Source organism: Nocardia sp. NPDC050175, assembly GCF_044459885.1.
Classification (GTDB): domain Bacteria; phylum Actinomycetota; class Actinomycetes; order Mycobacteriales; family Mycobacteriaceae; genus Nocardia.
Genome location: NZ_JBITJI010000004.1, coordinates 367,546 through 385,781, shown reverse-complemented (window position 1 = coordinate 385,781; position 18,236 = coordinate 367,546). Strand labels below are relative to the sequence as shown.

General features: G+C 62.9%; 12 protein-coding genes and 1 tRNA gene. 9 read left to right on the top strand and 4 right to left on the bottom strand.

The genetic code is table 11. From position 1 onward, the window contains the following. The first annotated feature begins 642 nt into the window (after window positions 1-642). The 7 genes from ACIBK2_RS16265 to ACIBK2_RS16235 all read left to right on the top strand — a co-directional run bounded on the left by ACIBK2_RS16265 (window position 643) and on the right by ACIBK2_RS16235 (window position 12,464). Window positions 643-7,146, top strand: a complete 6,504-nt coding sequence (locus tag ACIBK2_RS16265) for a PA14 domain-containing protein (RefSeq protein WP_396967906.1) — start codon at window positions 643-645, stop codon at window positions 7,144-7,146. Beyond that, a complete protein-coding gene (locus ACIBK2_RS16260) occupies window positions 7,139-7,456 on the top strand; it encodes a hypothetical protein (RefSeq protein ID WP_396967904.1) in 318 nt (105 codons plus the stop codon). Before ACIBK2_RS16265 ends, ACIBK2_RS16260 begins: the two co-directional genes overlap by 8 nt. Before the next feature lie 801 nt (window positions 7,457-8,257). Next, the gene (locus ACIBK2_RS16255; RefSeq protein ID WP_396967902.1) at window positions 8,258-9,313 is read left to right on the top strand and encodes a hypothetical protein; all 1,056 of its coding nucleotides are present in this window, start codon (window positions 8,258-8,260) and stop codon (window positions 9,311-9,313) included. 136 nt (window positions 9,314-9,449) lie between these two features. Further along, complete coding sequence (locus tag ACIBK2_RS16250; protein WP_396967900.1) at window positions 9,450-10,169, top strand: murein transglycosylase; 720 nt, start codon at window positions 9,450-9,452, stop codon at window positions 10,167-10,169. A gap of 319 nt (window positions 10,170-10,488) precedes the next feature. Beyond that, window positions 10,489-10,806, top strand: coding sequence for a hypothetical protein (locus tag ACIBK2_RS16245; RefSeq protein ID WP_396967898.1), 318 nt, complete (start codon window positions 10,489-10,491; stop codon window positions 10,804-10,806). Between the two features lie 513 nt (window positions 10,807-11,319). Continuing rightward, the gene (locus ACIBK2_RS16240; RefSeq protein ID WP_396967896.1) at window positions 11,320-11,724 is read left to right on the top strand and encodes a DUF4259 domain-containing protein; all 405 of its coding nucleotides are present in this window, start codon (window positions 11,320-11,322) and stop codon (window positions 11,722-11,724) included. Between the two features lie 116 nt (window positions 11,725-11,840). Beyond that, window positions 11,841-12,464 carry a hypothetical protein gene (locus ACIBK2_RS16235; protein WP_396967894.1) on the top strand — a complete coding sequence of 208 codons (624 nt, stop codon included), beginning with the start codon at window positions 11,841-11,843 and terminating at the stop codon, window positions 12,462-12,464. 257 nt (window positions 12,465-12,721) lie between these two features. On the opposite strand, the gene ACIBK2_RS16230 is transcribed toward ACIBK2_RS16235, so the two are convergent. The 4 genes from ACIBK2_RS16230 to ACIBK2_RS16215 all read right to left on the bottom strand — a co-directional run bounded on the left by ACIBK2_RS16230 (window position 12,722) and on the right by ACIBK2_RS16215 (window position 14,992). Then, complete coding sequence (locus tag ACIBK2_RS16230) at window positions 12,722-13,597, bottom strand: hypothetical protein (protein ID WP_396967892.1); 876 nt, start codon at window positions 13,595-13,597, stop codon at window positions 12,722-12,724. A gap of 228 nt (window positions 13,598-13,825) precedes the next feature. Further along, complete coding sequence (locus ACIBK2_RS16225; RefSeq protein ID WP_396967890.1) at window positions 13,826-14,305, bottom strand: YcxB family protein; 480 nt, start codon at window positions 14,303-14,305, stop codon at window positions 13,826-13,828. 154 nt (window positions 14,306-14,459) lie between these two features. Further along, window positions 14,460-14,536, bottom strand: a tRNA-Arg gene (locus tag ACIBK2_RS16220). 69 nt (window positions 14,537-14,605) lie between these two features. Continuing rightward, window positions 14,606-14,992 carry a DUF4345 family protein gene (locus ACIBK2_RS16215; protein WP_396967888.1) on the bottom strand — a complete coding sequence of 129 codons (387 nt, stop codon included), beginning with the start codon at window positions 14,990-14,992 and terminating at the stop codon, window positions 14,606-14,608. A gap of 82 nt (window positions 14,993-15,074) precedes the next feature. Between ACIBK2_RS16215 and ACIBK2_RS16210 the strand changes: the two genes are divergently transcribed. Both ACIBK2_RS16210 and ACIBK2_RS16205 read left to right on the top strand, forming a co-directional pair. Then, complete coding sequence (locus ACIBK2_RS16210; RefSeq protein ID WP_396967886.1) at window positions 15,075-17,108, top strand: cytochrome c oxidase assembly protein; 2,034 nt, start codon at window positions 15,075-15,077, stop codon at window positions 17,106-17,108. Between the two features lie 69 nt (window positions 17,109-17,177). Continuing rightward, window positions 17,178-18,146 (top strand): serine/threonine dehydratase, encoded by a 969-nt coding sequence (locus ACIBK2_RS16205; protein ID WP_396967884.1) that lies wholly within the window; start codon window positions 17,178-17,180, stop codon window positions 18,144-18,146. The last annotated feature ends 90 nt before the right edge of the window (window positions 18,147-18,236 follow it).

The window sequence follows — 18,236 nt, the reverse complement described above, 5'->3', positions numbered from 1 at the left end:
AGAGAAGCCTGAGCGTGCCGGTGTCTGGGGTTGGTCGGTGCCTAGGTCGAGCCTGCTTGTCTGATGATGTGCTGCCTGGTTGCTGACGCCGATATTTCATCAGATATGAAGCTGCGCAGCTGATTTGGTTGCGTGCGGGAAGCTGTTGTGTAGGCAATCTCGGGCGACCGAGTCCATGGGTTCGGCCTCCTGAGGGCTGTGTCCGGGTTGCGGTGGGGCCGCAATCCAATCATTGGCGTCGTCACATAGGCGTGAGACCTTCCGGATGGAAAGAGTGTCCGCCAATGTTGTTCGGAGTCAACGGATATACCGACGATGCGGCGTTTGCGGTGTTTCTTGCCGCGAGGGCGGCGGCATCGAAAAGTGCTGTGCGCAAAGGGAGTGCAGCCCAGGTCGCTCATAGGGCACAATGGGTCCGGTGGCGTGAATAGCTCAAATCGCTTGCCCCGGAATGAAGTTGAAGAATCAACAGATGGAAATTTGCTAAAGTCATACGTCGAGTCTCGTCGAGTGAGCTATTTCACAATCCGGGTGGATCGTGCACAATTAATCCCGCCTCGAGTTGTTTTGTTGCGTTGCTACTCTTTCGCCCGATTTGGGGATGGCCTATCAAGGGGATGGGCTCGGGTGTTGTGGAGTGTGATGAGGTTTCGCCGTCAGGGCGACGCGTTGGTGCGTTGGTTCCCTGCTAGTTGGTATCGGTTGAAAGTGGTCTCGTGGTCGGCCGTCTTGGTCGCCACGTTGATCGCGACATTGGTGCAGGTGGTTGTTTCTCCGGAGGCCGCCGCGGCGCCGAAAGGGAAGAATCCGCGGGATATCCCGCTGATGTTGTCGAAGGCCGTCGCGAAGCCTTCGATGACTACTAAGGCGTCGGAGCCGGAGGCGGATTTCACGCCGTTGCTCGCGGGCGGCGCTGCCGCTGCCGCTCCGGTGCAGAGTGGTTTCGATCCGAAGACGTCGAAAGAGTCCGCGCGGACCGAGGACTCGGTCGAGTTCACCAACACCAACGGCACCAAGACGATGGTGTTGTCGCAGGTGCCGATCAGTGTCCGTAACAGCCGCGGCGGCTGGGATCCGATCGATACCCGGCTGGTGGAGCAGAAAGATTCCAAGCGGGTCACCGCGGCACGAACGGGTGTCGGGATCGACCTGGCCGAGTTCGCCAATGACCCGAATCTGTTCCGGGTCAACCAGAACGGCACTCCGGTCACCCTCGAATTGAAGGGCGCAGGCAAGGCCGGCCGTAAGGTCACCGGCTCGACCGCGACCTATGCCAACGCCCTGCCGAACACTGATGTCACCTATGACGTGTCCGCGGACGCGATCAAAGAGCCGATCGTCCTGAAGGCCGCTTCTGCTGTGGGCGAAGGGCGCTGGGTGTTCAAGCTGAACACCGGTGCGCTGACACCGAAGGTGGAAGGCAAGACCGTCAAGATCAGTGACAAGGCAGGCAAGGTCGTCGCCGCGCTGCCCCCGATCGAGGTCTGGGATTCTTCGGGCAACGACAAGGACAAGACGCCCTCGGCACGTACCGACGGCAGCTACACCCTGGCCCGCGACGGCGAGGCGTGGCAGCTCACTGTGGCTGTCGACACGAAGTGGCTGAAAGACTCGGCCCGCAAGTTCCCGGTGGTGGTCGACCCGACCTACACCTTCGGATTCGGACAGCAAGCCGAGGCCATCGCCTACCAAAAGGGCGCAGCCCCATGCTCAGCAGAAGACGACTGCGGCATCCGGGTCGGCAACGCGAGATCCGGGCTGGGCCGGGACGCCTTCTGGCGCTCCGCCATTCGCTACAACCTCACACCATTGGCCGGAAAGAACGTCACCGGCGCCCGCATGGACCTGAAACTGATGGCACCGCTGGCAGAGATGAAGCCCACGTCCACGGTGACCCTGTACCAGGCCAAAACGCCGCTGGGCTACGACGCGATCGGCCCGGAACTGGCCTCGGCCAGCATCGGCGAATCCGGCTCGCTGACCGCGCCCGCGCTGACCAGCTTCCTCGGTGACCGCGTGAAAGCCACCGACAAGAATACCTGGTTCATGCTGGGTGGCACCGAAACCAGCTCATACTCCTACAAGCTGTTGCAAGCGGCGTTGGTCGTCGACTACGGCGACGGCACAGGCACCAATCCCACCGACCCGACCAATCCCAATCCAGGCCCGCAGGTGAACCTGGTTGCCCCGGTCGAGGACTCGGTGATCGCAACCGATACTCCGACGCTGGAAGTCAGCGCCGCCGGATCCGGGGTCAAGTACTGCTTCAAGATTTCCACCGGTTTCGACGGCCGCTCAGGCAGCGTGGTCGACTCCGGCTGCCTGAACACCCCGAAGTGGACGGTCCCCCAGTATGTGCTGCGTGACGGTGCCCGCTACAGCTGGACCGCAGCAACGGTGCCACCCGGCGGTTCGACGCCGACCCCGTCGAAGTGGGTCGGGCACTTCACCGTGGACAAGCGCATCGGTAACGCGGGGCCTGCACCGACCGACTCGATGGGCCCGGTCACGATCAACCAGTTCAACGGCAATCTCCAGACCACTGCGGCGGGCCCGGTCTTCGAGGCACTTGGTGGATCCGCAGGAGTGACCTTCTCGTACAACTCGCGCCAGGGCGGCGACGGGCATGGTGTGCGGGGGTCGTATTTCAACGACGCCGACCACAACGGTGCTGCGGATACGACGCCGGTGATGGTGCGCAATGAACCACAGGTGAACCTGGACTACCGCAGCACCTGGACCGGTACCGCGGACACCCAGCCGTGGAAGGAAGATCCGGTACCTGCCGCGCTGGACAAGCAGTGGTTCGTCGTGCGGTGGGAAGGATACTTTCGGGCTCCGGTAACCGGTGATTTCAGCTTCGCGGGCTCCCATATCGACGGCGCGAAGATCTGGATCGATAACACCCTCGCCTACGACAATGCGAACCCTGCCGCGGTCGGTGACGAATTCGCCGCGGTCACTGCCAAGAAGAAGACCGATGTGTCGCTGACCGCGGGGCAGCGGGTGCCGATCAAGGTCGAGCTGTATCACCACACGACAGAAAAGCCACGAATGGTGTTGTGGGCCAAAAGCACCACCGGCACCGGTGACAACCGCTCCCACAACATCGGGCCCAAGGTCGTGCCGACCGACTGGTTGTTCGCCCAAGACCCCGCACCGCTGCCGGGCGGCTGGACGCTGGGACTGATGGGCAGCGAGTACGTCGCGGCCGAGATGCTCGACGGATCGGTGGTGCTCACCGACGCCTCCGGTGGGAAACACGGTTGGGCCAAGGCCTCGGCCGGTGGATACACCCCGCCCAAGGATGAAGCCGGTGTCCTTGCTGTCGATGCCGGTGGCCGGATCTCGGTCACAAAGAACGGTGTGGTGTCGGTGTTCAACGTCGATGGCACCCTGGCCGCGGTGTCGAAAGTAGCCGACAGCAAGAAACCGGCGTCGCTGCAGTATCTCTACAGTGGCACACCAGCACGGCTGACCCAGATCAAGGACCCGGTGTCGGGCCGGTCGCACACCCTGTACTACAACACCGACAACAGCGACAAATGCTATGGCGGTGTATCCCGGCCGCCGGGCACCTACTCCGCGCCAGAACAGAAGTTGTGCCGGATCAAGTACTGGGACGGCACCGAAACCCGGCTCTGGTACATCGTCGGCGCACTGGCCCGGATCGAGAACCCGGGTTCAGAGATCCGCGACTACAGCTACCTGGATCTGGATGCCGCGAAATACCTGTACGACCAGGCCGGTAACGACACCGAGAAAAAGCAGAAGGCACTCGACCGGGTCGGGCCGCTGAACGAAGTCCGTGACAGTCTGGCGGTGGACTGGCGGGCCACACTGCCGTCCTACAACTTGAACGCCGAACGCTGGCTGGTCGAGTACGACACATTCTACGACGACAACGATCCCGCGCGTCCGCATTCGCGGCCGGTTCAGGTCACCGCACCTAAATGGGACGGCAGCGACATGGGCTACCGGGTGACCCGCAACTACCGGTACGAAATCGTCAACAAAAAAGCGTCCTTCAGTGTCAGCGGACTCGATACTTTATACGCCCGCACCGTGACCTGGGACGACGCCGGTCGCCAGCTCACCTCGACCGACGCCGTCGGCGACACCGTCCGAACCGAATGGAACGCCAAAGACAAGCTGACAGCCACGATCGACACGACTGGTCGGCGTTCGACGTTGATCTATGATCACGCCGATCGCCCGACGGACCAGTATGGTCCGGCTCCTGCGGATTGCTTCGATGGGCAATTGCCCAAGCCTGAGTGCGCTGACACCATGCCCCATACCCGGAAGGGGTATGACGAGAATCTGGCGGGGTTGGAGACTGCCTTCTACGACAACCCCTTCCTCGCGGGCATCCCGAAGGAATGGGCGACCGGTGTCGGCACCGCCGACGGCAGCCTGAAACGCATTTGGGGTTCGACGCCGCCTGTCGCGAACAGTGGTGGCTGGTCGGGCCGGTTCGTTGGTGAGGTCAAGTTCCCCGTAACCGGTGAGTACAAACTCGGGTTCACCGTTGTCGACGGTGTCCGGTTGTGGATCGACGACGTGCTCACGGTGGACAGCTGGACCGACAAGGCCGCCACCGCTGTATCCGGCACCTACACCAACACCACCGCTGGTAGCTGGCATCGAGTTCGGGTCGACTACTACAACCGCGGCGGCACCACCGGTGCACTCGACTTCACTTGGACACGCTCGGGTGCAGGCACTGAGGTCACGGTTCCAGGGCAGAACCTGGCACCCCGTTACGGCCTCGAAACCAGCACGGCCACCGGTAACACTTCCGGTGGCGACATCGAGCGGGCACCGTCGAAGCAGGTGGTCAAGGGTTACTCGGACCCGGCCAATGGCATCGACCCGGTCTTCGGGTTGGTGGTATCCAAGACCGGAGATCCGGGCGGGCTCAACCTGACTGGCCGAAAATTGTTCGAGCGGCCCGGTCAAGGCTTTCTTCGCCAACTGGCCGAAACGTTGCCGACCGGTGAGCTCACCAATCCTGATAAGCGCGGTACCTCCACCTACTACGGGGACAACGAAACCCGCGCCAACCCCTGTGATGCCAAGTCCGTTGCTGTCAACCAGGGCGGCAGAGTCAAAACCATTCGCGGGCCGAAGAACTCCGACGGTTCAACCAACACCGTCGAGACGGTCTACAACGCCGCTGGCCGTGTCGTCGCGCTGCGGACCAACAGTGAGCCGTGGTTGTGTTTGGACTACGACGCCCGCGGACGCACCGTGAAGAAGTCGTTTCCGGCGATGGGCGATCAAAAAGGTCGCACCATCACCTACGGCTACGCGGCAGGCGGTGACCCGCGGGAGCTGAAAGTCAGCGACGACAGTGGGTTTAGCGCCAAAGTGGTCGATTTGCTCGGCCGGATCACCTCTTACACCGACGCCGCCGGCGTCACCACGACAACCGGATACGACCGCGCCGGGCGTAAGGTCAGCGAGAAATCCACGGTCAAGGGAGTCACCTCGACTCTCTCCTACGTCTGGGATGACGCGTTCCGCCTGATCCGTGTGGACCTGGACGGGACCACAGTTGCCACTCCTGGATACGACGCGGGAGTTCTGCAGCGCGTCGCGTATGGCAATAACTCCAACCTCGGTATTACCCACAACGACACGGGCTCACTGGCTGCGTTCACTTGGGAGGTGCCCGGATCCAAGGTCACCAGCGCGGTGACCCGCTCTCGCGACCAACGCATCATCGACGAAACAATCACCGACACAGCAAATTCCGGTTCTGCCTACAGCTCCTCCTACACCTATGACGGCATCGGCCGCCTGGTCGCGGCCACCGTTCCGCACCACCAGTTGACCTACGTATTCGACAGTGACAACGGGTGCGGTCCGAACAAGAAGGCGGGCCTGAATACCAACCGCACCGCCTTCACCGACAGCTTCAACGGCGCCACACCCAGCGCTACCAGCTATTGCTACGACGACGCCGACCGGCTGCTGTCCACCAGCGGTGCCACAAATCTGTCGTTGACCTATGACAACTACGGCAACACCACCAAGATCGGCACCGACACACTCGGCTACGACTCCACACTCCGGCATATGTCCACGGCCACCGCTTCCGGCCGGTCGGTGCAGTACACCCGAGATGTCAACGACCGCATTACCGCCCGAACGGTCAAGGAGAAGGGCAAACCAGGACAGGTCACTCGATACGGCTTCACCTCCGACTCCGGCGGACCGGACTTCATCCTTGACGATTCGGGGAACCTGCGCCAGCGTGTGCTGAAGCTGCCCGGCGGTGCCGTGCTCACCAAGAACTACACCTCGAACGACGCCAACTGGTCATACCCGAACGTCCATGGTGACATCTTGTTCACCGCAGACAGCACCGCCACCCGTACCGGAACCATTCACCTGTACGACCCGTACGGCCAAAACATCGACCCCGGCACCGGCGCTTTTGGTGACATCCCGATACCGGCCACCGCCGAAGGCGGCATGGACTTTGGCTACCTCGGCCAGCACACCGTCCCCATCGAGCACCTCGCCAGCCAACAAGCCCTCGAGATGGGAGCCCGCACCTACCTGCCCATCCTGGGCCGGTTCCTGCAAGTCGACCCCGTGCCCGGAGGGTCAGCCAACGGCTACGAGTACTGCAACGGCGACCCGATCAACTCCCGCGACCTCACCGGCACATTCGTCTTCCTCCTTGTCCCCGCTATCCCTGCCATTGTCGAAGGTGCCGTGTTGGCCGGTGCTGCCGCAGGCGCTGTCTGGGGTGCAATAGACCTCGGCAACGAGATGGCCAAGCCAGACCCTGCGAAGCCAGCCGATCCACCAGCTGCAGCGGCAGTGCCAGCACCTGCCCAAGCGGTGCCTGCCCCGGCAGATGCTGGCACTGCGGCGGGAGCGGGCACCCGGCCACGTGAACTGACGACGCAGGAACAAAAGAGTATTAGATCGTTGGAGGAACGAATAAAAGAGCATGAAGCAAAGCTTCAGGCGTACAAGGCCAACCCCGATGCGTATGACAACAAAGAGTTTCTGAAGAATGCACCGAGCGAGGAGGTTCGTCAGAATATCATCGAAGGTCGGGTGCGGCACTTGGAGCATGAGATTCAAAACTTCAAAGATGAGATCGCGAGGATCAGAAATGGCTGATAAAATGAATAGCGAACCAGCTGTGGTCATGACTTATGGGCAATTGATCGACGCATTCAATGTGCTGATTGATCACGTCCGACGTATGTCGCCGGACGGCAACGTATCAATTAATGACGACTATTTCTGGTCGGTGCCGGTGGCGGAGATGAACAACGTGTACTCGGATCCTCCGGGGTTGACGGTTGGCCAGATCTCCGAATCGTGGAGCAATGTTGCGGCAATGATTGCTAACGAAGACATCGTTTCCTACGGACTCATTTGGTTAGCGGATGTTCTTCGAGCGATCGGAAAGGAAACGAACGGGTAGTGGGTCTGCGCCGGCACTGATGCAGATTTAGTCAGTTCGGATGATGGGTAGCTGTGTGAAGAACGGGCTCAGAACTGGTGATTTGAATAGGCGTGCATTACCAATCCGAAAGACGCTGAGGAGTCGATTCGGTTCGTTGAAGCGATAGGGCTGACTCTCACGCCGTTGGAGGGCGTGCGGCTATATCGCACCGTTGAATGGCATGTTCTGGGTGGAAATGGGAATAGTCCAGTGCGTCTTTGCGTCGGTTCAGTTGAAGGGGCTAATAGGCTAGATGGAAAAGATCAACATAATATCTGGTGGAATATTCGCTGGTGCTTTGTTGGGGGCGCTGACACTGCCTGCGGTGGCCGCGTCTGCGCAACCATTGCCAGTGGTGCGCTACATCGCGAATGTCGAGCAGATTGATCAGGGCGGTAGTGGTTCATCGTTCTCCGGGCCGGGGGTTTCGGGTTCGTCCACAACTGGGTCGTCGGGTTCGCTGAATACCGGGTCGCAGGATGGGACGGACGAGGGCGACGGATCGTCGGGGTCTTCGAATGGGCGGTTCTTGGGGCGTGTTCTGCGTGGCGTGGTGACTGGTTCTTAGCTCCGTTATCACCAATTGCGGGCGGCTGTGCCAGGCCTGACCGGCACAGCCGCCCGCGACTCGCGGAACCGAGTGGGCAGCGCGATTCCGCGGATCAACACCTCCGACAGTTCGTCACTCGTAGTACGTGCCCGTGTGGGCCGTCGACGGGTTGATCCCGCATGCCATCAGGCGGTGGGGCGACTCGTCTCTGAGAAGAAAGCAGCACTCTGGTGCGAGAACCCGACAACAAAGATCCCGACAAATACGACCCCGGCTACGACGACCCTGAGGCGACCAAAGTCATCGCCATTCCCGCCGGCATCCACGAGGATCAGCACAGTCCGGATGAGCCGAATGCCTTCGACGATCCGGACGATGTGTCGGAGGGGGATGTTCCCGGCGAGGATGCGGCTCCCGGCGAGGAAGCGGTGTCCCCGCTGGTGCGGCGGTGGCGGCGGGTCAGCGACTACGTCACCGCGGGTGACGTCCGCCGGCACTTGCCCTACGCCGCGGCTGCGGCCGTCGTGATGATCGCGGTGATAACCGTCGTGATCGTGACAGCGACTAATCCGAAAAAAACAGGCGAGGTGACTGATGCCGCCTCGTCGTCGGACGCGTCGCCAGGGACTCAGAGCTTCGATGACATCACTCAACTGCTGCAGGGCGGGCTCGCCAGCACGACGACACCGCTCGAAACCAGTTTCCCGACAACTGTTTCCGAGACACCGGGTGATGTGCCCCCGCCGGGGGATATTCCGAGTGTTGAACCGGTGGGCGGCGATCAGTCGGTCACGCCGGCCACGGTGACGGTGACCGACTCGGCCCCGATCGAGAACGTCAGCGGAGACCCGGTGACGACGGAAACCGGTGTTACGACCGAAACCGTTGCGCCGTCCACGATTACGGAGACACCGACCGCGAGCCCCGGCTTCTCGATCGACGGCAGCATTTCGGTGCAGGCGTCGCGCCAGCCGTCTACTCAGGTTCCTGGTGGTGGCCCGTCGACGGTCACCGTGGTTGTCCCGGCCGGTACAACACCACCGCAACCGTCCACCGTCACCGTGATTGTCCCGGCGACGACAACACCGCCGCGGCCGTCGACGTCGAAGCCGACGGGGTGCCCGACAGCAACGACACCCACGAAGACGACAACGACGACGCCGTCACCGACAACGACCACCCGGGCGCCGTCGACGACGAGCCCACAGCGCACGACAACACCGCCCTCGACGTCGAAGAAGCCGACCGCAACCACGCCTACAACTACGGCCCGGTCGTGCAAGTAGGTGACGTAGTTGGACACGTGGCATCGGCAACAGTGTCAGTGAGTTTCGAGAGATGATGAGCAACAGATACCCATCGAGCGCGCGGGGTCGGCGGGGGATCGCGCCTCTTCTGGCGTTGCTGGTGGCGGTAGTCGCGGTGACTACCGCTGTCGCGGGCTGCGGTCGCGGACCCGATCGAGAGGTCGGGGCCGCGCCGCCCGGCACCGGTGAGCCGGTGCCGATGATCCAGTTGGTCGCGGCCGGTCGCCAGGCCGCCCCGTTGCAGGATTGGGCGCGCAGCCGAGGCGGCAAGTACGGGATTCCGGTGCGGGCGTTGCAGGCCTACGGGTATGCCGCGGTCGTGCTGGCGAAAACCCAACCCGGCTGTCATCTGGGGTGGACCACGCTGGCCGGTATCGCTCGCGTGGAAAGCGACCACGGCCGTCATCGTGGCGCGAAGATCGCCACCGATGGTCTGGTGAAACCTCCGATCCGTGGTGTCGCGCTCGATGGCACCAACGGCAACGCTCGCATCATCGATCCCGATGCCTCGGCGCGCACTGGTCACACCGTTTATGCGACGGCGGCGGGTCCGTTCCAGTTCATCCCCGACACGTGGAAGCGGTGGGGTGTGCGTGCCGATACCGACTACAAAACCCTGGCCACTACTCTCGCCAAGGCCAAATCCGCAGCCAGCGAACAGGTCGGCAGCCCGGACAACATCGACGACGCCGCACTGGCAGCAGGACGCTACTTGTGCGCCTCCGGTGGTGACCTGTCCACCGCACGCGGATGGCGACAAGCCATCTTCGCTTACAACCACTCCGACACCTACGTGAGGCAAATACACGCCACCGCCACCAGCTACACCGCATAGGGCTTATGAGGTAGCGAATATTATCTCTGCGATGAAGGTCTCTCCGGCGTTTGTCGGCGGGGGAAGAATTCAGTTGGCGCACATATCGAAATCGACCTGTACCTGAATTGTGGGTACGGGCGATTCGACATGCTCATAAGAGTCAGACGATTCAATTTATCGAGGTCGCGATGGTTTGCGCAGGTTTGATCTCTCCGATTTGTAAGCCTCGCGGCGATGTGTTAAAAATTCGTCGCCGTAGATTTAGTTGACTCGGCCGCCACCCCTTTCGGTGGGGACCATCGGGGTGGCGTTAAAACTTCTGATGAGGAGAAATTCGATGAGGAATTTTCGTGCGATCGGCGCTGCGGTGGTCGTGGCATCGGGTCTGATGCTGGCAATGGCGGGTACGGCCTCGGCCGAGGAGGCCGCGCCCGTCGCGAGCACCGGTTCGGCGAGCACGCTGGGCGGCCTGATCGATGTGCTGGCCACCGGTAGTAGTGACTCCGGTTCCTCGGTTAGCGGTGGTGTCAAGGTCGGCAACGGCAACGTTGCCGGAACCCCGCTCTCGACCGGCAGCGCGGGCACCGGAAGTGCCAGCACTGGCAGCGCCGCCCTGTGTGCCACCAACCCGACCACCGGCGGCTGCCCGAAATAATACACGCTCGGTTGCGGCAATCAGTTGCCGAGTTCGCTTCTCGCGGAGGCATATTCAGGACAGTTGTTGTGTCGCTGAACAGGTGATGGGGTGCCGCTCGTCGGTGAATGGCCGATCGGCTATCGGCGAGCGGGGGTGTGATTGGGTGCGGCGGAGCGATGCGCGCTGGCTTGTGACAGCGCCCTCGTCCGCCAGTTGATCCGAATTGACCGGGTCGGCGAGGTGGTGCTCGGCCGCTGGGGTGCGGTCGAGCAGAGTGAAGAATTCTCCGGCCGAGAAAATAGGAGTGAGAAGCCCAGCGATCAACGGGCTCTCGTCAAAAGGTGTGGTGCCGGACCTTGCGCAGCCGAGGATCCAGGCTCGACGGAGGTCTGGCACCAATATTTGCCGGAGTGCTTTATATAATATTGGGGTCATCGTCATCGTCGGCGGCCGGGTGCTATGGGGCTCGCAATGAACATGTACCCGGTATCGGATGTGTACTTTCATCAACCTTCTGATAGACAGTAAGACGTGGGAAACTGGGGCCACGGAGCCTTTGATGACGACAGCGCACTTGACTATCTGGATGGCCTTGTCGATTCCGGCCGTGACGTTACTGAGCGTTTTCGAGAGCTGCTCAATTCGGCGGTATCCACGGACTACTTGGAGTACTTCGTGTCCGTCCCCGCACTGGCGGTGGTCGCACTGATCGCCGACCGGCAGCAGCCTGGTCTGATCACCGATACCAGTGGCCGTGAGTATGCCCGGGATCTTGACTTCGGCGCTAACGAGGACTTGCATGCTCTAGCGGTTCGCGCCCTCGACCGCATCCTGGACCCACAGGACAACCACTGGTACGGGATCGTGACAGCAGACGGGCCGCTCCCGGAGGAGGCTCGAGCCGAGTTCGACCGTTACAGGGCAGCGCTCAGCTGACCATTGGCCTGACATGACGCGCTTATGACGCTTAGCGCAGCCGAGGATCCAGGCTCGACGGGTCTGGCATCAAGAGATATTCAGTTGAGCACGTAAAGAGCGCAAGGCGGACCAGCATGGCACTGTCGCGAGACGAGGCATTGGCGCTACTTACTGATCGCGCGTCAGCGCAGCGACGGCGTGGTGCCAAAAGACTACGCGCGCTTGCTGATCCGACGACATCAGGCGAGATACGCGGTGCGCTCGAGCGTGAAATGCAAGACCAACGCACCTGGGAGACGCAATATCAACTGGTCATGGCACTCGGCATGACGGGCTCACGCGCCGACGCCGAACTCCTGAAAGAATGGGCCCTGCGGCCCCGCAAGCCCACAGCCGTCAATGCGGCTCTCGGAGACGCGATCATACGACTCGACCGCGAAATCGACGACGACCCGCGCTCAGTGCTCTGGTGCCTGCAACAAGACGTGGAGCTCCTCGATGACGGCGCGCTTCGGGCGGTAGCCATGCTCCGGCTGAACCTTCCCGAAGACGCAGTCGACCAAATTCTGGAATACACCGCGGCCAGGTTCCACGAGAGATACCTGCCGTATTGGCCCGCCGTCGCGGCGGCCGGATGGTCCGGGCCGAGGGTGCGGGCGTTCCTGATCCGATGCACACAAGACAGCCGCCAGATCATTGCCGAAGCCGCGAAGGATGCCCTGAACGGTCGGTATGGGAGTTATGTCAGCGTCCTGTAGGACTGATGAGCGCCGCGGTCAGAGGTCGATCACGACCTTGCCGCGGACGTGTCGGCCCGCCATCGGATCTGCGTATCGCCCGCCTGCGGCTCGGGCACGTCCTGGACGGTTAGCACCTCAGGCCCGCCGAACAACTCGAGTCGGACCGCCCTGCTCGTACTGGCTCGGACTCCGCCGTTCTGTTGCTGCATCGTTGCCGTCTCCTCGTTTTCGTGGAGCCATCCTCGAACGGGCATGTGCTTCGCTTAAAGCTTTTGCTACGTGGGTTGAATGCACTTCGTCAGGGCCTTGAGCTGATCCTCGAATGTGATCATCGCATCGACCATGGCATCGTGTGCTGACTCCCGGGCGGTGACGAAGTCGTCGATCGTCTTGTTGAGGTCCGCATCGGCGCCGGCCAGGAACTTCTTCTGCGCGGCAGCGTGGGCAGCTTTGTCGTCATCCTGGACGGCCTTCACCATGGCATCCCACAACTCGTCGCCTTCGATGGAAGTCTTGTACTCCTTGTAAACGTCACCCAGCTTCTGGACCCATTCATCGGATGCCTTCTCCGATTCCAGTCCTTCTCCTTGCCCGCCAGTCATCGGAAGCCACGATTTTTCTTTCTGCTCGAGGTCTTTTGCAATCGGGTCCGACTTCTCGATGTACTTGTTGAACTCTTTCTCGCAGAGCGGCTTCTTGCCCTTGCAGCTGTCGTAGGCGTTTTTCATTTCGACTTTTTCCAACCGCGATTCTTCTACGGAATTGATCCGCTTGGTCTTTGCGTCGAGCAGCGGTTGCAGTGCCTTCGACATCGGTTCCAGAACAATGCGATCGAAGCGTGCATCGTAATCCTCTGAGGGTTCCTTCTTTGCCGTGACCCTCATGAATTCCCAATCCGTTTCATACTCCCGGTATGGCCAATTGAGACCCCTGTGGGCTTTGATGCCTGCTTCTTCTACAGCCGCTTCTCCATCGAAGCGAGTGGCATAATATTCGTATATCGATGTCGCATACTCCGTTTCCTCCTTCGCGCACGCCGTGGCGGACGCCTGCTGATCGGCCGTATCGGCATGCGCCATGACCGATACCCCTGCCATCGTGACGAGGGCGGCGAGCACGATGGTGCCTCGGGCGGCCATCGAAACCGTCATGAACAGTGTCTCCTCTCGATAGATGTCAGTAGCGGTAAGTATTCGTCACCGAAAGACAATGGGATGGGAGGCTGCATGACACTGTTGCGAATTAGCTGAAGTGGCGATCTGTATCAGGTCGCTGAGGGGGAGCGCTGCAATACCCGCCGCGCGGAGAAGCGGGCGCAGTAAGACGACCTCGGCGTTAGCGGGAATCGGCAGTTGCGATGCGTCCGCCGGACGACACTGCTACTTCGCGACTGGCCGGAACCCGCGCACGAACTCGGCGAAGGTGGCTCGCTGCTCTTCTGTCATGAGTGTCTTCGCGACGGCGACTGCCGACATCTTGCTGAGTACGAGGTACCAAACCTCGGGAGTCTCGACGACGTGACTCAGCGCGCCCCACCGAACCCGCGATTCGATCAGAGGATGGGCCGTCGTGACGCCCTCGTCATCGAGGGTCAGCTGGCATCCGTCCTTCGCGAGAGCGGACTGATTATCTATCGTCTGACGCACCGTGAGCGGCGGAACCGCCACCGCCCAGAAGACGCCGACCAGCATCAAGAAGTAGGCCAGCACCGTCGAAATATCCTGGGCGAGGAACAGGAGGCCGAGGACGACCATCCCCCCGCCCGCAACCCGAATGGAGATCAGCTGCGAGCGCAGGACGAACTTCACCAACCGCTTCTGCCGCTTCTTGTCGTAGGGAACCCACATCGAGATCTGCACCGCGGCATCCTAGATCACGAAGATGCAGAAACTGGTACGGCCGTACATGTAGATGAAGGTCAGCCGATGCTGACGAAAAGCCCTAGGTGTTTGACCGCTGTGCTGGGTGGGTAATCCCCCTGTGGTGCACTGTTCGTGCAGGCCACAGGGGGTGTGGCGCCCCCGGCAGGAATCGAACCTGCGACCTAGGGATTAGAAGGCCCTTGCTCTATCCAACTGAGCTACGGAGGCAGTGGGTTCCACCATGGCCGACATTGGTCGTGCTGTCCAGCGCGCCAATTATAGCGACCGACCAGATGGCTAAGGGGTCAGCGTGACCGCGAGTACGAGCATTGCGGCCATGATCACCTCGAGCACCAGGTAGAACCAAACGGGGAAGAAGGCGGACGGGCTTTCCACGACGCCCGACCAGATCCGGCCGACCGCCATGCCGCCCAGCGCGGCCGCGACGGCCACACAGGCCCCGGTTCTCAGGTCGCCGACATCGGCGGCGGCCAACCCGAGGACCACCGCGATCGCGACACCGAAACCGCCGTAGACGGCTCGCACCTCGGCGCGGGCATCCGCGCGATCGGCGAGCAGCCCGAGCGGGTCGACGAGTTGGCTGGGCCGCAACAGCCCGTAGACGCCCATGGCGGCGAAGAACAACGCCACCAAGGCAATCAACACGATCGACACGATCGACATTGCACCTCCGTGATCCGCCGACCACCCTATCGGCCCAAACCCGGCGCGGCTACGCGATAACAATCGAACTACGCTCAGTCGTATGTCGTCAGCGCAGGACCCGTCCGCTTCACCTGATCTGGAGGTCACCCGGACGGCGGCGACATACGCTGTGCTGATCGCGCTGACGGGCGCGATCGCGGCGGTGGTCGCCGCGCTGGTGGTCGGCCTTTCCGCGGCGCAAGCCCTGAGTCTGCTCGGCATTCCGGACCCCGGAGCGCTGACCACATACGGCCTGCCCGCGGTGCGCGCGCTCGCCGATCTGTCGGCCGCGCTGACGGTCGGGTCGCTGTTGTTCGCCGCGTTCCTGGTGCCACCGCAATCGAACGGCCTGCTCGACGTCGGCGGGTATCGCGCGGTGCGCCGGGCCTCCAATTTCGCGCTCATCTGGGCTTGCTGTGCGGCGCTGCTCATTCCGCTGACGGTCTCCGACACCACCGGGCAGCCGGTCGGCGACACGCTGCGCCCGGAAGCTCTGTGGCGTGCCATCGATCAGATCGAGCTGGCCGGCGCCTGGCGCACCACGGTGCTGTTCGCACTGATCGTCGCCGTCGGTGCCCGGCTCGCGTTGCGCTGGGGCTGGACGCCGGTGCTGTTCGCCGGGGCGATCGTGACGATGATGCCGCTGGCGCTGACCGGCCACTCGTCCTCCGGTGGCGCGCACGACCTCGCCACCAACAGCCTGATCCTGCACCTGGTTTCGGCCGCGGTGTGGGTCGGCGGCCTGTTCGCGCTACTGGCGCACGCGCGCCGCGGTGGTGCGCACACCGACCTCGCCGCCCGCCGCTTCTCGCTCACCGCCACCATCGCGTTCGTCACCATCGGCGTCAGCGGAGTGATCAACTCCTGGGTCCGGGTGCCGTGGGACGAACTGCTCACCACCACCTACGGCAAGCTGGTGCTCGCCAAGGCCACCGCGCTGATCGTGCTCGGCCTGATCGGTTTCGTGCAGCGCCGCGCCGCACTGCCCGCACTCGCCGCGAACCCGAAGGACCGCGGTGCGCTGATCCGATTCGCCGGTGTCGAGGTATTGGTCTTCGCGGCAACAATGGGTCTGGCCGTCGGACTCGGCCGCACCCCGCCGCCACCGCCGACCAGCATCCCGACCGCCGCCGAGGTCGAACTCGGCTACAACCTGGCCGGCCCGCCGAATGTGCCACGGCTGCTGTTCGACTGGCGCTTCGACCTGATCTTCGGAACGCTGTCGATCGTGCTCGCGGTGCTGTATCTGCTCGGCGTGCGCCGCCTGCGGTTGCGCGGCGACGCGTGGCCGGTCGGGCGGACCATCGCCTGGCTGTCCGGCTGCGCGGTGCTGCTGATCGCCACCTCGTCCGGGGTCGGTCGGTATTCGCCCGCGATGTTCAGCGTGCACATGGGCGCGCACATGGCGTTGTCCATGCTGGCGCCGATCCTGTTCGCGCTGGGCGGCGCGGTGACCCTCGCGCTGCGCGCGCTGCCGCCCGCCGGACGCACCGGCGCGCCGGGACCGCGCGAGTGGATCCTTGCCGCCGTGCACAATCCGGTGTCGCGCTTCCTGACCCACCCGATTGTGGCGGCGGTCATCTTCGTCGGCGGGTTCTACGCGCTGTACCTCGGCGGGATCTTCGACACGTACGCGGACTCGCACGCGGCGCACCTGATGATGAACGCGCACTTCCTGCTCAGCGGCTATCTGTTCTATTGGGTCGTCATCGGCATCGATCCCAAGCCGCGCCAGGTGGAACCACTGACCAGGCTCGCGATGGTGTTCGGCTCGCTGCCGTTCCACGCGTTCTTCGGCATCGCGTTGATGAGCATGAACACGGTGCTCGGCGGCTGGTTCTATCGCGGCCTCGGCCTCGGCTGGAACGGCGACCTGCTCGGCGACCAGCGCACCGGCGGTAGTCTCGCCTGGGCGAGCGGCGAGGTGCCGTTGGTGGTGGTGATGCTCGCGCTGCTCATCCAATGGTCGCGCAGCGATCGGAAGCTGGCGCAGCGCACCGATCGGGCCGCCGACCGCGACCACGACGCCGCGCTGTCCGCGCACAACGCGATGTTCGCTGAGCTGGCAAAACGTGACCGAGGGGTACATAAGTAAGTGACGGCGCAATGCCTTCGGGCATGAAGTCTCAGGTCATGGTGGAGTCGAGTTGGTCAAGGTGTGGTTGTGAACGAACGGTCCGTAGTCTTCTCCGAACACAGACCGATCGATCGGATCTATCGATCCGATGTGCGGGCCGCGCGTAGGCGGCTGGCCGGGCGGATCCGTAAGACGCCGGTCTTCCACACCACCGTCGCCGGGCCCAACGGTCCGGTGCCGGTCACGATGAAGCTCGAATACCTGCAGTACGGCGGCACTTTCAAGGTTCGGGGCAGCTTCAACGCGCTGCTGGCGGCCCCGGACGGCACCGATCAGGTGGTCATCGCCTCCGGCGGCAATGCGGGCATCGCCGCCGCGCTGGCGGCCGCGCATCTCGGAAAGTCCTGCACCGTAGTCGTTCCGGAGTCGGCACCACACACCAAGGTCGCCGCGATGTGGTCGCACGGTGCCGAGGTGCTCTGGCACGGAACGACTTACACCGAAGCGGTCGGCTACGCCAACCAGCTCGCCGCGGAACGCAATGCTTTGCAGCTGCACGCCTACGACCTACCCGCCATCGTCGCGGGCGCCGGGGTGGTCGGCCTGGAGATCGAGGAGCAGGTGCGCGGGCGTCCGTCGGTGCTCGCCGCGGTCGGCGGCGGTGGGCTGGTCGCGGGGATCGCGGCGGCGATCGGCCGTCGTCAGCAGGTGGTCGGCGTGGAGCCGGAAGGCATTCCGACCCTGCACGCCGCGTTGTCGGCGAACCGCCCCGTCGAGGTCGAGGTGTCCAGCATCGCGGCGGAATCCTTGGGCGCCACCAGGATCGGCAACATCGCGATGGACATCACGCGCCGCTATCAGGTGCGTTCGCTGCTGGTGACCGACGACGCGATCGCGACGGCCCGCGACTATCTGTGGCGCGAGTTCCGCATCGTGGTGGAGTTCGCCGGTGCGGCCGCGCTGGCCGCGGTGCAGAGCGGCGTCTACGTCCCGGCTCCCGACGAGCGCCCGGTGATCGTCCTCTGCGGCGCCAACACCGATCTCTCGGTGCTGTAACCACTTTCGCGCCCGCTTCGCCGACCTCGAAAGAAGCACCGGATATCCACATTCGCGAAAGTTGTCCACATTCTCGGATCGCGTCGCCCG